This window comes from Planktosalinus lacus (assembly GCF_014640155.1).
GTDB classification, from domain to species: domain Bacteria; phylum Bacteroidota; class Bacteroidia; order Flavobacteriales; family Flavobacteriaceae; genus Planktosalinus; species Planktosalinus lacus.
In genome coordinates this window covers 103393-120085 of sequence record NZ_BMGK01000004.1, presented here as the reverse complement: position 1 = coordinate 120085, position 16693 = coordinate 103393, and the positions used below count along the sequence as shown (strand labels likewise).

The 16693-nt window shown below is 40.8% G+C and carries 13 protein-coding genes and 1 tRNA gene; all 14 read left to right on the top strand.

Going from position 1 to position 16693, the window contains the following annotated elements:
• Entirely contained in the window at positions 1 to 1233 is a 1233-nt protein-coding gene (gene mraY, locus IEV69_RS05860; RefSeq protein ID WP_188440448.1) for a phospho-N-acetylmuramoyl-pentapeptide-transferase, read from the top strand.
• On the top strand, positions 1233 to 2567 hold the full coding sequence (gene murD, locus IEV69_RS05855) for a UDP-N-acetylmuramoyl-L-alanine--D-glutamate ligase (protein ID WP_188440446.1): 1335 nt from the start codon (positions 1233 to 1235) through the stop codon (positions 2565 to 2567). The genes mraY and murD overlap by 1 nt, the downstream gene beginning before the upstream one ends.
• A gap of 15 nt (positions 2568 to 2582) precedes the next feature.
• Positions 2583 to 3773 carry an FtsW/RodA/SpoVE family cell cycle protein gene (locus IEV69_RS05850; RefSeq protein WP_188440444.1) on the top strand — a complete coding sequence of 397 codons (1191 nt, stop codon included), beginning with the start codon at positions 2583 to 2585 and terminating at the stop codon, positions 3771 to 3773.
• A complete protein-coding gene (gene murG, locus IEV69_RS05845) occupies positions 3760 to 4854 on the top strand; it encodes an undecaprenyldiphospho-muramoylpentapeptide beta-N-acetylglucosaminyltransferase (protein WP_188440442.1) in 1095 nt (364 codons plus the stop codon). Before IEV69_RS05850 ends, murG begins: the two co-directional genes overlap by 14 nt.
• Before the next feature lies 1 nt (position 4855).
• Positions 4856 to 6208 carry a UDP-N-acetylmuramate--L-alanine ligase gene (murC, locus tag IEV69_RS05840; RefSeq protein WP_188440440.1) on the top strand — a complete coding sequence of 451 codons (1353 nt, stop codon included), beginning with the start codon at positions 4856 to 4858 and terminating at the stop codon, positions 6206 to 6208.
• Complete coding sequence (locus tag IEV69_RS05835) at positions 6198 to 6914, top strand: cell division protein FtsQ/DivIB (protein WP_188440438.1); 717 nt, start codon at positions 6198 to 6200, stop codon at positions 6912 to 6914. The genes murC and IEV69_RS05835 overlap by 11 nt, the downstream gene beginning before the upstream one ends.
• A 3-nt stretch (positions 6915 to 6917) precedes the next feature.
• On the top strand, positions 6918 to 8249 hold the full coding sequence (gene ftsA / locus IEV69_RS05830; protein ID WP_188440437.1) for a cell division protein FtsA: 1332 nt from the start codon (positions 6918 to 6920) through the stop codon (positions 8247 to 8249).
• Between the two features lie 41 nt (positions 8250 to 8290).
• Complete coding sequence (gene ftsZ, locus IEV69_RS05825; RefSeq protein WP_188440435.1) at positions 8291 to 10252, top strand: cell division protein FtsZ; 1962 nt, start codon at positions 8291 to 8293, stop codon at positions 10250 to 10252.
• Positions 10253 to 10415: 163 nt separating this feature from the next.
• Positions 10416 to 10868 (top strand): GatB/YqeY domain-containing protein, encoded by a 453-nt coding sequence (locus IEV69_RS05820; RefSeq protein ID WP_188440433.1) that lies wholly within the window; start codon positions 10416 to 10418, stop codon positions 10866 to 10868.
• 131 nt (positions 10869 to 10999) lie between these two features.
• A tRNA-Arg gene (locus IEV69_RS05815) sits at positions 11000 to 11073 on the top strand.
• Between the two features lie 489 nt (positions 11074 to 11562).
• Positions 11563 to 12684, top strand: a complete 1122-nt coding sequence (locus IEV69_RS05810; RefSeq protein WP_188440431.1) for a sensor histidine kinase — start codon at positions 11563 to 11565, stop codon at positions 12682 to 12684.
• A 149-nt stretch (positions 12685 to 12833) separates the two neighbouring features.
• The gene (locus IEV69_RS05805; protein ID WP_188440429.1) at positions 12834 to 13499 is read left to right on the top strand and encodes a hypothetical protein; all 666 of its coding nucleotides are present in this window, start codon (positions 12834 to 12836) and stop codon (positions 13497 to 13499) included.
• Between the two features lie 265 nt (positions 13500 to 13764).
• Positions 13765 to 15351 carry a hypothetical protein gene (locus IEV69_RS05800; protein ID WP_188440427.1) on the top strand — a complete coding sequence of 529 codons (1587 nt, stop codon included), beginning with the start codon at positions 13765 to 13767 and terminating at the stop codon, positions 15349 to 15351.
• Between the two features lie 171 nt (positions 15352 to 15522).
• The gene (locus IEV69_RS05795) at positions 15523 to 16683 is read left to right on the top strand and encodes an ArgE/DapE family deacylase (protein WP_188440424.1); all 1161 of its coding nucleotides are present in this window, start codon (positions 15523 to 15525) and stop codon (positions 16681 to 16683) included.
• Positions 16684 to 16693 lie beyond the last annotated feature (10 nt).

Here is a 16693-nt window from a genome sequence, read left to right as displayed (position 1 = left end):
ATGCTGTACTACTTATTTGAATACTTAGACGCCAATTTTAACATCCCGGGAACAGGGCTGTTTCAGTTTATTTCCTTTCGCTCGGCTATGGCCATTATCTTTTCATTGTTCATCGCCATTGTATTTGGTAAAAAAATCATCAATTATCTGCGCAAAAAACAAATAGGTGAAACAGTCAGAGACCTGGGGCTTGAAGGTCAAAACGAAAAAGCAGGTACACCCACTATGGGTGGATTGATTATCATTTTAGCAACATTAATTCCTGTGTTTCTTTTTGCCAAGCTTGACAATATTTATGTAATCATGCTCATTTTTACTACCATCTGGATGGGGATCATTGGTTTTATAGATGATTACATCAAAACCTTTAAGAAAAATAAACAAGGCCTCCCCGGAAAGTTCAAGGTTTTTGGTCAGGTAGTTTTAGGAATCATCATTGGAGCAACGATGTACTTTCATCCACAAATTACTGTAAAACTGGATGAGAATGTAAAGCCTGAAACACATCAGATTGTGGAGTTGAGCGAGCAACAAATCGCCAATAAAGAAACCAAGGGACTGGTAACCACCATTCCATTTATGAAAAACAATGAGTTTGATTACTCAGCCTTGATTACCTGGATGGGTCAGGGGTATGGGAAATATGCCTGGATTTTATTTATCCCCATCGTGATTTTTATAGTAACGGCCGTTTCAAACGGAGCCAATCTTACAGATGGTATTGATGGTCTGGCAGCGGGTACATCTGCTATCATCGTCATCGCATTGGGCATTTTTGCCTGGGTGTCTGGCAACGTGATTTTTTCAGATTACCTCAACATCATGTACATACCAAGAACAGGCGAAATGACCATTTTTATCATGGCTTTTGTTGGGGCGCTCATCGGATTTCTTTGGTACAATGCATATCCGGCGCAGGTCTTTATGGGTGATACCGGTAGTTTAACTATTGGTGGAATCATTGCGGTAATTGCCATTGCAGTAAGAAAGGAACTGCTTATCCCTATTTTGTGTGGTATCTTTTTTATTGAAACCCTTTCGGTCATGTTACAGGTGAGTTGGTTTAAGTATACCAAAAAGAAGTTTGGTGAAGGGAGACGCATATTTAGAATGTCACCCATTCACCATCACTACCAAATTAGAGGATTTCACGAAAGTAAAATAGTAACAAGGTTTTTAATCGTGGGAATTATCCTTGCGGTTTTAGCCATCGTTACTTTAAAGGTAAGATAATGAAACGCTTGGTGGTTTTAGGTGCAGGAGAGAGTGGGGTGGGAACCGCACTTTTAGGGAAACAAAAAGGATACCACGTTTTTGTTTCTGATAAACAAAAAATAAAACCAAAATACAAGGAAGTTCTTATACATAATGAGATTGAGTGGGAGGAAGAAAAGCATTCCAAGGCGGTAATCATGACTGCAGATGTCGTGATGAAAAGCCCGGGTATACCGGATACAGTTCCAATTGTTAAGGAGCTCAACCATAAAGGCATACCGGTGATTTCTGAAATTGAATTTGCAGCTCAATTCACTGACGCTATAATTGTTGGAATTACCGGCAGCAACGGCAAAACCACTACAGCGAGTTTAACACATCACATCCTTAAACAGGGTGGACTCAATGTTGGTTTGGCAGGCAATATCGGTCAAAGCTTTGCTGCTCAGGTAGCAGAAGGGAAGAATGACTTTTATGTGCTTGAACTGAGTAGTTTTCAACTGGATGGAATTGTGAACTTCAGGCCCCACATAGCGATATTGACAAACATCACTGAAGATCATCTGGACCGGTATGAGTATAAGTTTGAGAATTACATCAACTCAAAATTCAGAATCGTGATGAACCAAACAGAGGCCGACTATTTTGTATATGATGCCGACGACCCGGTAATTGAAAACTGGATGCAACACAATGCAGTACAATCTCAAAAAATGCCCTTTTCAATAACCAAAAAGGTAGCTCAGGGAGCAAGTATAAACAATGATAAAATAACATTAACAATAAAAAATAAAACCATAGAAATGCCCACAAAAAGTTTAGAATTACAAGGAAACCACAATCTTAAGAATGCCATGGCAGCATCTACAGTTGCAAAGCTGTTAAGTATCAGAAAAGCAACAATCAGAGAGAGTTTAACCAACTTTCAAAGTGTAGAACATCGTTTGGAGACTGTATTGAAGATACAAAATGTCACCTATATAAACGATTCAAAAGCTACCAATGTCAATGCAACTTTTTATGCGTTGGACAGTATGAGCAGCCCCACGGTGTGGATTGTTGGCGGAGTAGATAAAGGCAATAACTATGAAGAATTGTTACCACTGGTAAATGAAAAAGTAAAAGCCATTGTCTGTCTGGGTCTTGACAATGAAAAAATCATCAACACTTTTGGAAATGTTGTGCCAATTATGACTCAAACTGAATCAATGAAAGACGCAGTACAAATAGCCTACAGACTGGCTGATAAAGGCGATACCGTTTTGTTGTCACCTGCCTGTGCCAGTTTTGATTTGTTTGAAAACTATGAAGATCGTGGTCGTCAATTTAAAGACGCTGTTAGAAACCTGTAAAAAGCAACTAAAAAAATGAAGCAGTATTTGCAACATATAAAAGGAGATAAAGCCATTTGGGCGATCGCTGCTTTGTTGGCATTACTCTCATTTTTGCCTGTTTACAGTTCGAGTAGTAACCTGGCTTATTTGTATGGCAATGGAAATACATTGGGCTATTTATTAAAACACGGCATGCACTTAGTGCTGGGTTTTGTGATTTTGTATGCAGTTCACAGAATACCTTACAATTACTTCAGGGCCTTTTCAATAATCGGAATGCCTATAGTATTTGCATTGCTGGTTTACACACTTTCACAGGGCACCACCATTGACGGTGCCAATGCCAGCAGGTGGATACAAATACCGTTGGTTGGGTTTACCTTTCAAACCTCCTCTTTAGCGATGGTGGTTTTGATGGTATATGTAGCTACCTATCTCACTAAAATTAAGGATAAAACAATTTCATTTAAAGAAAGCATTCTGCCTTTGTGGGCACCTGTCTTTTTGGTTGTGGGACTCATCCTTCCGGCGAACTTCTCAACTGCAGCAATTTTGTTTTCTATGGTCGTGTTGCTGGTGTTTATGGGAGGCTATCCGTTCCGTTATTTGGCGGCGATTTTAGGTGTAGGAGTCGTGATGCTATCGCTTTTTGTCCTTACGGCAAAAGCGTTTCCGGGAGTATTTCCCAACAGGGTGGATACATGGATCAGCCGGGTTGAAAGTTTTACAGATTCCAAAGATGCCGAAGAAGGCTATCAAATAGAAAAAGCCAAAATAGCCATCGCAACAGGAGGGGTTGCAGGTTTAGGACCGGGAAAAAGCGTACAAAAGAACTTTTTACCCCAGTCCTCATCCGATTTTATTTTTGCCATCATCATTGAAGAGTTTGGGTTGATCGGCGCCATTTTATTGATGTTTTTATATGTGTGGCTGCTCTTTCGTATACTCATAGTAGCAGGAAAGGCAAGCTCGCGTTTCAGTAAGCTGGTAGTGATTGCTGTGGGCATTCCAATCATATTTCAGGCGTTTATCAATATGGCAGTAGCGGTTGAATTGTTTCCGGTTACCGGGCAAACCTTGCCGCTCATAAGCAGTGGAGGAACTTCCATTTGGATGACTTGCCTGTCTTTAGGAATTATTTTAAGTGTAAGTGCCAAACGAGTAGAAGTTAAAAAAGAAACAGACGAAGAAAATCCATTAGATATATTAAGTGAAGCAGTATAAATTCATAGTGTCAGGAGGTGGAACCGGAGGACATATCTATCCGGCGATAGCAATTGCTAACGAACTAAAGGCGAGGTTTCCCCAAGCCCGCTTTTTGTTTGTTGGTGCTCAGGACCGTATGGAGATGCAAAAAGTTCCCAAAGCCGGCTATGAAATTGAAGGATTATGGATTTCGGGAATCCAACGCAGACTGACCTTTAAGAACCTGAGTTTCCCTTTCAAATTGATATACAGTTTGTCGCGTTCGCGAAAAATACTCAAAGACTTTCAACCCGATGTCGTCATCGGGACGGGGGGGTTTGCCAGTGCACCACTATTGCGGGTGGCTTCCTCCAAAGGCATTCCCTGTTTGATTCAGGAGCAAAACTCGTTTGCCGGGATTGCCAATAAATGGCTGGCTAAAAAAGCAAAAACCATTTGTGTGGCCTATGCCGGAATGGAGAAATTCTTTCCAAAAGAAAAAATCGTCTTTACCGGAAATCCTGTTAGACAAGACATCATAGAGGTTTCTTCCAAAAGAGCTGCTGGCTTAAAGCACTTTCAACTGGATGAAAATAAGCAAACCCTTCTGGTGTTGGGTGGAAGCCTGGGTGCAAGAACCATCAATCAGCTGATTGAACATTCCTTGCCGTTTTTTGAGACTTGTGAGGTTCAGGTACTCTGGCAAACGGGCGCCTATTATTATCAAACCTATAAAAAACACAATCAAACTCCGGGTGTACAGGTGGTTGATTTCTTATACACTATGGATCTTGCCTATGCTGCGGCCGATGTTGTGATCTCAAGAGCTGGAGCACTGTCGGTGTCTGAGCTTTGTCTGGTGGGTAAACCGGTGATTTTTATTCCGTCGCCTAATGTTGCAGAAGACCATCAAAAGAAAAACGCACTGGCGATTGCCTCCGAAAATGGGGCCATCCTCATTGAGGAAAAAGACCTTGACATTCATTTTGAAAGTGAATTCAGAACCTTGATTAATTCTGTCGAAAAACGACAACAACTGGCTCAGAACATTCAAAAGTTTGGCAAACCCAAAGCAACAGCTGCCATTGCAGACGAAGTAGAAAAGTTATTAAAGAACTAAAATGAAATTGGATAAGCACATACAAAATATATATTTTATCGGTATTGGAGGGATCGGTATGAGTGCGCTTGCCCGCTACTTTCTTATGACAGGAAAGCAGGTGTTCGGTTATGACAAAACACCTACTGAGTTAACCAAAGCACTCATCACTGAGGGTGTTACGATCACTTATGAAGACCAGCTGACTCCTGTTGAAACATCTTTTGCTAAAGAAACCTCACTCATTGTCTATACCCCTGCAATTCCTGTAGAGAGTGTGTTGTTAAAGTATTTTAAAACCAATGGCTATCCCATTGTGAAACGCTCTGAGCTTTTAGGAGAGATTACCAAAACCGGTAAATGCCTGGCTGTTGCCGGAACCCATGGCAAGACAACCACATCAGCCATCCTGGCGCATTTGCTGGCAGAGACCAATCAAAAAGTAACTGCCTTTTTGGGGGGTATAGCTGAAAACTATCAATCCAATGTAATTCTCAAAGGTCAGGACTATACCGTGGTGGAAGCCGATGAATTTGACCGCTCTTTCCTGAAATTAAATCCGTTTATCGCGGGGATTACCTCCATGGATGCAGACCATCTTGATATTTATGGCGACGAAGCCACCATTAAGCTGGCCTTTACAGAGTTTGCGTCTTTAGTTCCAAACGACGGATTTTTATTACACAAAAAGGGACTTCCCTTGAACGGATTGACTGTTGCAGTAGAAGAGGAAGCCGACTTTGAAGCTCAAAATGTGCGCATCAACAACGGGGCATATGTGTTTGACTTGAAGTCACCAAAAGTTACTGTTAAAAATATTACGCTTAACCTTCCGGGTCGTCACAACCTGTTCAATGCTATCCTGGCTTTAGGTATGGCTGTTTGTTCTGGTGTCCCCATCGACAGCCTGCCCAAAGCTTTATTAAGTTTTAAAGGTGTTAAAAGAAGGTTTTCTTACAAGTTGAAAACATCAAACTGTGTGTTGATTGATGACTATGCACACCATCCTGAAGAAATCAATGCCGTACACCAGGCAGTGACAGAAATGTATCCCAATCAGGAAACATTAGTGGTGTTTCAACCCCATTTGTTTAGCAGAACCAGAGATTTTGGAGATGCCTTTGCAGAAAGTCTCTCAAAATTTGATAAGGTGTTTTTGCTGGAAATATACCCAGCTCGTGAAAAACCCATTGACGGTATCAACGCTCAATGGCTGCTGGATAAAATTAAAAACAACAACAAAGAATTAATATCAAAAGAGGCTTTGCCCAATGCAGTAAAAAAAAGTAAGACACCTGTAGTTGTAATGCTGGGTGCCGGTGATATAGGCGAAGAAGTTAACAAAGTAAAATCAGCGTTGAATAATGAAAATTAACTGGGATTACATAAAGTTCACTGTTTTAATCCTTTTTGTGGGATTCCTGTTTGCGTTTAGCTCACAGCGGAACGCCCAACGCACATTGATTGAAAAACACATTGTTTTTCTGGATGACAACAATCATTTCATCACCTATGAGACGGTTAATAAATTGTTAATACAAAATAAAGTGGAAGTTACGAGCATAGCTAAAGAAATTCTAGATTTGAATGAGATGGAACATAGGCTCAGTAAAAACCCTATGATTTCAAAAGCTGAAGTGTTTGTCACTGTTGACGGTATTTTAGGGGCAAAAATAAAACAACGTAAACCTATCGCGCGTGTGGCGGCATCTCCGCCATTTTACCTTGATGAAGAAGGAACAGCCATGCCGCTTTCTGAAGTTCACGCTGCCCGGGTCCCCATCATAACAGGAATTACAGATGCTGATTATGAAGAAATATTGCCCTTGCTTTTAAAAATAAGAGAAGATGAGTTTATGAACAATCACATCATCGGTATTCAAAAGGAGTCAGATGATGAGCTCAGGTTGTTTTTAAGGGTGTATGATTTTACAATTGAATTTGGTAAGCCCACAGAGATAGATAAAAAGTTTCAAAAATTTAAGGCTTTTTACCAAAAAACAATAAACGATAATACAATTTCAGCATACAACCTGGTGAATTTAAAAGTTAACAATCAGGTGATAGGAACAAAAAAGTAGCATATGGAAAACAAGAATTTTGCAGTAGGTCTGGACATAGGAACAACAAAAATCGTCGCAATGATTGGTTGTTACAACGAGTATGGTAAAATGGAAATTTTGGGAATTGGCAAAGCCAAAAGCATGGGAGTGCACCGTGGCGTGGTGAATAACATCACCCAAACCATCCAATCCATTCAACAAGCTGTGGAAGCAGCAGAAGCCTCATCAGAAATTAAAATATCAAAAGTGGTGGCTGGTATTGCCGGGCAACACATCAGAAGTTTGCAACACAGTGATTACATTACCCGTAGGGACGGTGAAGAGGTTATTGGCGAACTCGATATCGAGACTCTGTGCAATCAGGTTCACAAACTGGTGATGTTGCCCGGCGAAGAAATCATTCATGTACTGCCTCAAGACTACAAAATTGATGGTCAGGCTGAAATCACGGAACCACGCGGTATGTATGGAGCACGACTCGAAGCTAACTTCCATGTGGTTGTGGGGCAGGTGGCATCCATCAGAAATATTGGGCGCTGCATTAAAAGCTCAGGTCTTGAGTTGGCGGGAATCACCCTCGAGCCACTGGCCTCAGCCAATGCCGTGTTGAGCCAGGAAGAAAAAGAAGCAGGTGTAGCATTGATAGATATTGGTGGCGGCACTACAGACCTTGCCATTTTTAAAGATGGAATTATTCGTCATACGGCTGTGATTCCTTTTGGGGGAAATGTGATTACTGAAGACATTAAAGAAGGCTGTTCCATCATAGAGAAACAAGCAGAGATGCTTAAGATTAAGTTCGGCTCTGCCTGGCCGGGGGAGAATAAAGACAACGAAATTGTTTCCATACCCGGACTCAGAGGAAGAGAGCCCAAGGAAATCACGCTGAAGAACCTGTCTAAAATTATCCACGCGAGAGTGGTTGAAATTATAGAACAGGTTTATGCCGAAATCAAAGCCTATGGCCACGAAGAGCAAAAGAAAAAACTCATTGCCGGTATTGTCATCACAGGGGGTGGTGCCGAGTTAAAACATTTAAAGCAACTTGTGGAATACACTACAGGTATGGACACCAGAATTGGTTTCCCTAACGAACATCTGGCTGGAAACACAGATGCTGAAACCACTAGCCCTATGTATGCCACCGCAGTGGGATTGGTGTTGAATAGTTTAGAGAAACATCATACTCAAGGCATCGACCCAACTTTGGAAGAAGCACCTCAAATTGACAACGCCACTGAAAGTGAACTAACAGAAGAGACCGATGGCAGAGGAGCCATTCCTAAAGCAAGAAAAAGTTTCTTTGAGAAATGGGCAGAACGCTTCAAAGAATTTTTAGACACCGCAGAATAAGAATAAAACAATCAGAATATCCAATTTCTAAATATAATAGTATGAGTAGCAACAACGAGTTTAACAAAATTGAGTTTGACCTCCCTAAAAACCAATCCAATGTCATCAAAGTCATTGGTGTGGGTGGAGGAGGCAGCAATGCGATCAATCACATGTTTCAACAAGGCATTAAAGGTGTCGATTTTGTAATATGCAACACCGATTCACAGGCATTGGAAAACAGCCCTGTACCCATCAAAATCCAGCTAGGGGTTTCACTTACAGAAGGTCTTGGAGCGGGTGCCAACCCTGAAATTGGTAAAGATGCAGCCATCGAAAGCATGGACGAAATCAAAGATATGCTTTCCACCAATACCAAAATGATTTTCATTACGGCAGGTATGGGTGGTGGTACCGGAACCGGTGCAGCCCCCATCATTGCAAAAATGGCCAAGGAACTCGATGTGCTTACAGTGGGGATTGTAACCATTCCGTTTCAGTTTGAAGGCAAAACCAGAAATGAGCAGGCACAAATTGGTGTTGAAAACCTTAGACGCAATGTAGATTCCCTCATCGTGATCAACAACAACAAACTGCGCGAGGTATATGGAAACCTGGGCTTTAAAGCCGGTTTTTCCAAAGCAGACGAAGTATTGGCCACCGCATCACGCGGAATCGCTGAGGTAATAACCCACCACTATACCCAAAACATTGACTTGCGCGATGCCCGCACAGTGCTTGCCAATAGCGGAACCGCGATTATGGGAAGCGCGAGTGCCGTAGGTTCAAACCGTGCACATGAAGCCATCACCAATGCCCTCGACTCTCCTTTATTGAATGACAACAAGATTTCCGGAGCTAAAAACGTACTGCTACTTATCGTTTCTGGCTCAGAAGAAATTACCATCGATGAAATTGGAGAAATCAGTGACCATATCCAACAGGAAGCGGGTCATGGCGCCAACATCATTATGGGTGTGGGTGAAGATGAAAGCCTTGACAGTGCCATCTCTGTAACCGTGATTGCTACCGGGTTCAATGCAGAGCAACAAAATGAAATTGTTAATACCGAAACCAAAAAAATCATTCATACCCTTGAGGATGAACAAGCGGCCGAACAAGTACTGGTTTCAAAACAGGGCAACACCGACGGATTTAAAAAAGCTCAGGAACCACAGAAAAAAGAAGAACCCATCATCAAGCACACCCTGTTTGACGAAGAGGTTGAAGAGCAAAAACCTGAGCAACCCTTTGAAGGCTATATCAAAACATCAGAGTTTTTAAAGAATATCTCGGTGAGTTATGAAGAAATTGCGGCTGAAAACCTGGACGAGTTTGATCAGGACTATGTGAACACCATGGAAGTGAATGACTTTGTGATTGTGGAAGCAACCTCAAAATCACAACAAACAGAAACCAAAAACAGCCCTGAGGAAGATAAAAACCAGATGCTGATGTTTGATCTTCCTTTAAACAAATCTGAAGAAACTAAAGATGAACAGGAAGACACCGAAGAGTCAACAGTAAATGATTATGAGGTGAAGGGAGCGGTTGAAATCATTCCCGTTACTGAGGTTTCAAAAGATGGTGTGAAACGCTACAGTCTGGATGACTATCAGGATATAGAAAATCATTTGGCTGAAGCCAAACCCAATAAAAAAGAAGCTCCCAAAGAGCCTGTTGATAACGAACTCGTTTTTGAAAAGAGAACCGTTTCAGACAACACACCTGATGCTGACACAGAAGAAGAAGTTGACCCAATGAACACCTCCATCAACAATTTATTGCGTAAGCGCACAGAAGAACGCAAACAGAAAATGAAAGCGTTTAACTACAAGTTCAACAACAATTCCTCAAGAGTGGATGAGTTGGAAAAGCAACCTGCATACAAGCGTCTGGGAATTGAACTTGATGAGCATTCTTCAGACAAAGAAAAGATCTCCAGAACTACATTATCCACAGATGAAAATGATGAAATCCAGTTGCGCAGCAACAATTCGTTTCTTCACGACAACGTGGATTAAACCTATTTAAAGTAAGTTTAGTGTTAGATTTGCTTCAAAACCTCAATAACCTGTAAAGGTTACTGGGGTTTTCTGTTTTAAAAAAGTGCAAATTTCTAAAAACCAAACTGGAAAATCTCTTTGCAATGTTGTATCTTCGCAGTCCATTTTAAAGTAAAAACGTATGAGTTTGCAGGATAAAGTTATGACCGCAATGAAAGAGGCGATGAAGCAAAAAGATACCAATGCCTTGGCATCTTTACGGGCAATCAAGTCAGCTCTTTTACTTGCGCAAACTGAAAGTGGAGCGAAGCAAGACCTCACTGAAGAGGAGGAAATCAAATTGCTTCAAAAACTTGTCAAACAGCGAAAAGACAGTGCGGCTATTTATAAAGAGCAGGGTCGTGATGATCTGGCACAACCTGAGCTGGAAGAAGCTGCGGTCATCGAGGAGTTTTTACCGGAGCAATTAAGTGAAGAAGAAATTGCAAAAGTAGTGGCAGACATCATAGCCAAAACCGGTGCTACGTCGATGAAAGACATGGGCCAAGTGATGGGCATGGCTTCGAATAAGTTGGCCGGAAAAGCAGACGGCAAGACTATTTCAAATATAGTTAAAGAAAAATTGAGTTCATAACTCTTTAAGACCGAGTAATTCAACTGAATAGTCCGCCTTTGGCGGATCGGTTCTGAGGGTTCTGAGGTTATAATATAAAATAAAATTTTGAAAGATTGATTTATAAGATTCCCGTTTTCACGGGGATATAAGGCCGCGTAGTTCAACTGAATAGAATATCAGATTTCGGCTCTGAGGGTTGGGGGTTTGAATCCCTCCGCGGTCACGAATAAATGTTGCAAACAAAAAAACGCCAAGTTTACTTGAGCGTTTTTTTGTTTGCAACATTTTCAAAGCGGAGCTTTGAGGGATCACCCTAGGTAATCCTAATTCCCATTTCAGAAATGCCATTTTGAATTCGACGAAGGGATGAAAAAACGCAGCTTTCCTATACCTTAGTAAAAAAACCGATGGCGTTAAGCCGGTGGAGATTCTGTTTGCAAGGGTCAAAGCAAAGGGATTACAGCAGGTTCTTCAGGAGTCAAATTTGCTAGAATGTTTTTAGGTGTATTACTTTTTCCCTCGCAATCTTTGAATAATCAAAGAAGATAGAAGGAGTTTTAAAGTAAACAAGGCTTCTTCATTCAAAAAAAGTGGGATAAATGTAACTTTTAAAGATTTCAATGTAAGACATTTTACCAACAGGAGTACTATCTTTTGTGGGTCTGTATCCCACATAAGTGGAATTCGATAAAATGGTTAGTGAAATATTTGTATGAGTAAAAAAGTAGGGGTCGAAGAAAAGAAAATAAAGAAGCTTGTTGAGCTAAATGAAGAGTTAGAGAACTATTTTAGAAACACGATTATCCCTCAGTTGTTTATTGATGCTGATTTAATTCTAAGAAAGTTCAGTCCACCCGCAAACGCACACTTTAAGCTAGTCAAGGAAGATATTGGAAAATCCATTTCAAACATTCCTGCGTTTTCAAAACTCAAGGGGTTTACAGAGCGCATTAAGGAAGTAATAGCAACAAATATTGACCTTGAGGATGAAATTCAAACTCCGGACAAGCGTTGGTTTCAAATGAACATACTTCCTTACATCATTAAGAGAAAAAATATTACAGATGGTGTGGTGGTCACCTTTGTTAACATCACGGGACGCATACTTGACAAACAACTTATCGAAAATATAAATGCCGACCACGAAACGTTTATTTACTCTGTTTCACATGATTTTAGAAACCCGTTAGCCAATCTGATCTCGCTGACTGACTTATTGAGGTCATCACTAAGCGATGATGTAGATGAAGAGATTAAAGAATATGTAGACTTGATTGAGGAATCCGCACGCTCTTTAACAGACTTGATCAAAGAACTGGCGGATATTGCAAAGGTTGGAACTGATGTAAGCGACCAAGCAGGTATGGTTGATATTGAACAGATTTTGTCGGATGTAAAACTTACATTGAAAAATGAAATCTTTCAATCTCATGCCAAAATTACGACCAATATTCTTGTTCCTGAAATTCAGTTTTCAAAAAAAAACCTTAGAAGTATCCTCTACAATTTGCTCAATAATGCCATTAAATTTTCAAGACCTGATATCACCCCGGAGATTTTCATCAAAACAGAAGAAGCTGGCCAGTTTTCCCTGCTTTCAGTGGGGGATAATGGAGTGGGTATTGAACCGGAAAAGCAAGGGGAAATATTTTCAAAATTTACCCGGCTAAAGCCACAAATAGAAGGAACGGGAATCGGTTTATTTATTATTAATAAAATGGTTACGAATCAAGGTGGAACCATTGAAGTTGAAAGCGAGGTTGGCAGTGGTACTACATTTAACATCTATCTAAAACGCAGGGACGATACAGAAGTAAATAACCCTATGAGTTAAACCACAACAAAACAAGACGTGTTTGGTTATTTTATGACCAACAACTGAATCAGGCCACCCTACCTGCCCGTTTGGGTTTCTTTGCTATATTTGTTTCAAAATCACGTCCCAGCTTATAGGGTAGAAAGGATGTGTGCACGCTGTATAAAATGAGAAAAAGTTTAATAGTATTGTCTATAGCCACTACGGGACTTTTTTCCTGTGGACAAGGCAGTAAGTCAACGCCAGATACAGTTACTGTTGATAAGGAGAAGGTGGAATCACCAGAAAAATTCAAAAGTCAAAATCAACCGACCACTGACAATGAAAAATATATTGACACCCGGTATGAATATACTGATGCTGAAGGAAGGAGACTATTAATTCAGAACAGCCTTCCAAAAGGTGGACTAAAATACACCGATACCAACGGGAATGACTTTCTATATGCAATCTTTTGGACCCGCATAACCAATGAAGCCGTAAATCCTTTAGAACTGTCAATTCATTTTCCTGCGGATGCATTTAAGCTTCCTTCTTCAGCGGACACCTATTTTAAACTATTACTACCACCCGAAACAATGACACTTGAAAATGAACCCTTGTTTAATTACGGTCTGACAAGTTTAGAATCTTTTTTAGATAATGAGCTGCATAAATCGTCCTCAGTGCAAAAAACGATAAACCCAAATAGCTCGACTATGTTTTATGTCGTAACACTCTTTAATAAAGGGGTAGATGGTGTGGTTCGAGCAGCATTGAGTTTTAAAGATCAAACTGTTTTTTATAGAGTGAATGAAAAAGAAATTGCCTGTGGACAGATCAATTTTAATTAAGGTTAAACCGCTAATAGTTTTGATACACTCTTTTAAATAGGTCTTTAACACATTCCAATTAACCGATGTTTCCATAGTAAAAAAGACAGCCCAAAGCACCGGTAAGTGTTTCACAGATCTTTAATTTTTGGGTGCACTTTTTATACATCTTTTAATCATACAACCTTAGGTGTTTGATTTTAAAAAGAATAGGAAGCGAGTTCAAGTTTTTATATTATCTTCCCTAATTGAGTAGATTTTTACACTATTGCAAACTATAAAGCCTTTGAAAAAGAGCAGAAAACTGTACCGTGCTTTTTATAAGCTTGAAGAACACCTGGAAATTCCCATGTTTATTCTCGCGTTGGTTTGGCTTTATTTGTTCATCATTGAACTTGTGAGAGGTTTAACCACATTTCAGGAAACGCTTATTTACATCATCTGGGGTTTGTTTATTGTCGAGTTTATAATAAAAATTGCGCTAGCTCCCAGAAAAATAAGTTATTTAAAAAGTAATTGGATTACAGTTATTGCCTTGTTGGTACCTGCATTACGAGTGTTAAGGATATTGAATGCTCTCAGGATATTGCAGTCCGTTAGAGTGATTAATTCCACCCGGGTGATTCGAGCGATTACCTCAGGAAAGCGTTTTTTTAGTGCCCTCAAGGAAGCACAAGGCCCGCAACCGGAACCCGAAATGGATGTGGGGGTTTTGATTGCCTACAGCAAAAAAGAAAATAAAAAAGCTCTTATCCGTTATGCAAATCAACTGGTGGAGGATGTAGAATCCGAACTTAAAGAAAGTAGCGGGATCAACTGGAATTTTGATATCGTAGATACTACCATGTTGGAAAGCGACCGCTCCAGATATCCATCTGTATTTCTGGACGATGCCAGCATGAGGATGTCTGAAGGTCCTTATGACCTGATAACGGTCATTACAGATGTGGGCATTATGTCCCGCAGAAATAACCTGGTTGCCGGGCTTACTTCCTCCGTAACTCGAATTATCATTCTTTCTACACGTAAGTTAACTTCCACTGGTCGCAATAAACCAAGATTGGCCTTAGATGATGCCAGGGTGAGGTATAACAGCGGCACCTTTTTGCTGCACCAAATAGGGCATTTACTGGGGCTGAAAACGACCTCTTCGGTTACTAGTAAAATAATGGGCGCCAAATCCTTCAGTGAAGAGTTAAAGAAAATACCTTCTTTTACTTCTCAAGAAAAACAACTATTAAAAAAGAATGCTCAAAAAGCACCTGACAGGGAACTTAGGGATGCGAATGATGTGGAAACTTTTATATTTCACATTCTCATGACCTTCAGGCATCTGAAAACTTTTTTCAGGCCGTTGCTTAAAAACAAAGCGCTATTGTTACCGCTATCCTTACCTGGTCTTGCAACCGCAGCTGTTGCTCCGGCCATCATACTCATCTTTACGGCAGAAATATGGGATGTAGGTTTGGGAATGACAAATGGAACGGCGGCCTTTTTTGCAGTGATCAGTATTATGATGGCAAGTTTTTATCTGGTGCGGGTGCAATCCCTTTTCTTGCCCCGAAAGGAAAAAAGAATACTTACCGAACATCTTGCAGTGGCCAATAGCGTCATTTATTTTAGTATTTTCCTGGCGTGTATTGGGCTCTTTCTGATGGTGGGAATCCTTATGATGATTATTGAGATGTACGTTTTTCCACCTGATCTGATGCAAACCTGGCCTACGTTGAACAAACCGGAAATTCTTCTTGAAGATAAAATACGCCTTGCCGTATTCATAAGCACCGTGGGAGTTACTACAGGAGCACTGGCGGGTGGACTGGAAAGCCGGACCCTTATCCAGCATCTGGCTTTATTTCGCAATAAGGAATGAGTAAACTAACTTCCAGAACGAGTTCCTGTTTTGATATTCGGTACATAGTACACCCGGAATGGACTACAATGAAGGAGGGTTGGTATGATTTGTTTTGAATATTCTGTCTGCAACACATTTTAGATTGAATAATTTACTTATTTTTAAAAGTGGTAACAAAAGGAATTTCACATGCTAAACTCAGTTGACTCCGCTTTTTTAATCAATACACTTCAGGAGTTGGTAAGCATTAATTCGGTAAACCCCAGTCTGTCTGAAAAGGGTCCGGGAGAAGAAGAAATAGGCCTTTACATTGCAGCTCACCTAAAGAAATTAAACATCACCACAGCGATTGACCGGCTGGGAAAGGGCCGTATGAATGTTACAGGCATTATAGAAGGAACAGGAGATGGCCGGTCGATTATGTTGAATGCGCATATGGACACCGTGGACGTGACACACATGAAAGACCCTTTTTCAGCTAGGATTGAAGACGGCAAACTTTATGGGAGGGGTGCTCAGGATATGAAAGCCAGTATCGCAGCCATACTTTCCATGGCCAAACAAATCAGGGATTATAAAATCAGCTTCAAAGGAGATATCATTTTGTCCTTTGTGGCAGACGAGGAATATGATAGTATTGGGACTGAACACGCCCTAAAAAAATACCATACTGATGGCGCCATTGTAACCGAACCCACCGAATTGAAAGTATGCACCGCCCACAAAGGTTTTGGGCTTTTTGAATTTACAACACAAGGCAAGGCGGCTCATGGTGGCTTGCCGGAGGAAGGGATTGATGCCAATATGCACATGGCTGCAGTGATGCAGGAGTTGAGCCTGATGAGTGACCAATTAAAACAAACCAAAGCGCATCCCTTGTTGGGTCGTCCTTCTATCCATATCCCGGTTATAAAAGGAGGAACCGCTCCATTTATGTATGCAGATCAGTGTAGGTTGATTTTGGAAAGGCGTTCACTGCCCGGGGAAAAGGAAAAAGATATACTGAAATCACTCAAAGCCATCAATGAAAAATTGATGAAAAAACAAATAAATGCCGAAGTGAGCACCCTGATGTGGCGTGATGCGTTTGAAGGGGATAAAGAAGGAACGATGGTAACTTCCCTGTGCGATGCCTTAAAAGACATAACCGGAAAGAACTCAAACTTCATTGGTCACACCTGGTGGGAAGATTCAGCACTGATTAGCGATAAAGGCATCGATACGGTGATTTTTGGCCCCACAGGCCACGGATTGCACGCTGCCGTTGAATGGGTCGAACTTCAATCAGTAGTGACGATGGCTGACATTTTATTTAAAACCGTAACCAATTATTGCAACACAGCAAAATAATAATTAGAAT

Bases quoted from the DNA above. Each gene is read 5' to 3' on its own strand.
- murC (WP_188440440.1), top strand. From the start codon at position 4,856: ATGAAATTGGATAAGCACATACAAAATATATATTTTATCGGTATTGGA.
- IEV69_RS05795 (WP_188440424.1), top strand. From the start codon at position 15,523: ATGCTAAACTCAGTTGACTCCGCTTTTTTAATCAATACACTTCAGGAG.
- IEV69_RS05835 (WP_188440438.1), top strand. From the start codon at position 6,198: ATGAAAATTAACTGGGATTACATAAAGTTCACTGTTTTAATCCTTTTT.
- ftsZ (WP_188440435.1), top strand. From the start codon at position 8,291: ATGAGTAGCAACAACGAGTTTAACAAAATTGAGTTTGACCTCCCTAAA.
- IEV69_RS05850 (WP_188440444.1), top strand. From the start codon at position 2,583: ATGAAGCAGTATTTGCAACATATAAAAGGAGATAAAGCCATTTGGGCG.
- IEV69_RS05805 (WP_188440429.1), top strand. From the start codon at position 12,834: ATGAGAAAAAGTTTAATAGTATTGTCTATAGCCACTACGGGACTTTTT.
- murD (WP_188440446.1), top strand. From the start codon at position 1,233: ATGAAACGCTTGGTGGTTTTAGGTGCAGGAGAGAGTGGGGTGGGAACC.
- mraY (WP_188440448.1), top strand. From the start codon at position 1: ATGCTGTACTACTTATTTGAATACTTAGACGCCAATTTTAACATCCCG.
- IEV69_RS05820 (WP_188440433.1), top strand. From the start codon at position 10,416: ATGAGTTTGCAGGATAAAGTTATGACCGCAATGAAAGAGGCGATGAAG.
- IEV69_RS05810 (WP_188440431.1), top strand. From the start codon at position 11,563: ATGAGTAAAAAAGTAGGGGTCGAAGAAAAGAAAATAAAGAAGCTTGTT.
- ftsA (WP_188440437.1), top strand. From the start codon at position 6,918: ATGGAAAACAAGAATTTTGCAGTAGGTCTGGACATAGGAACAACAAAA.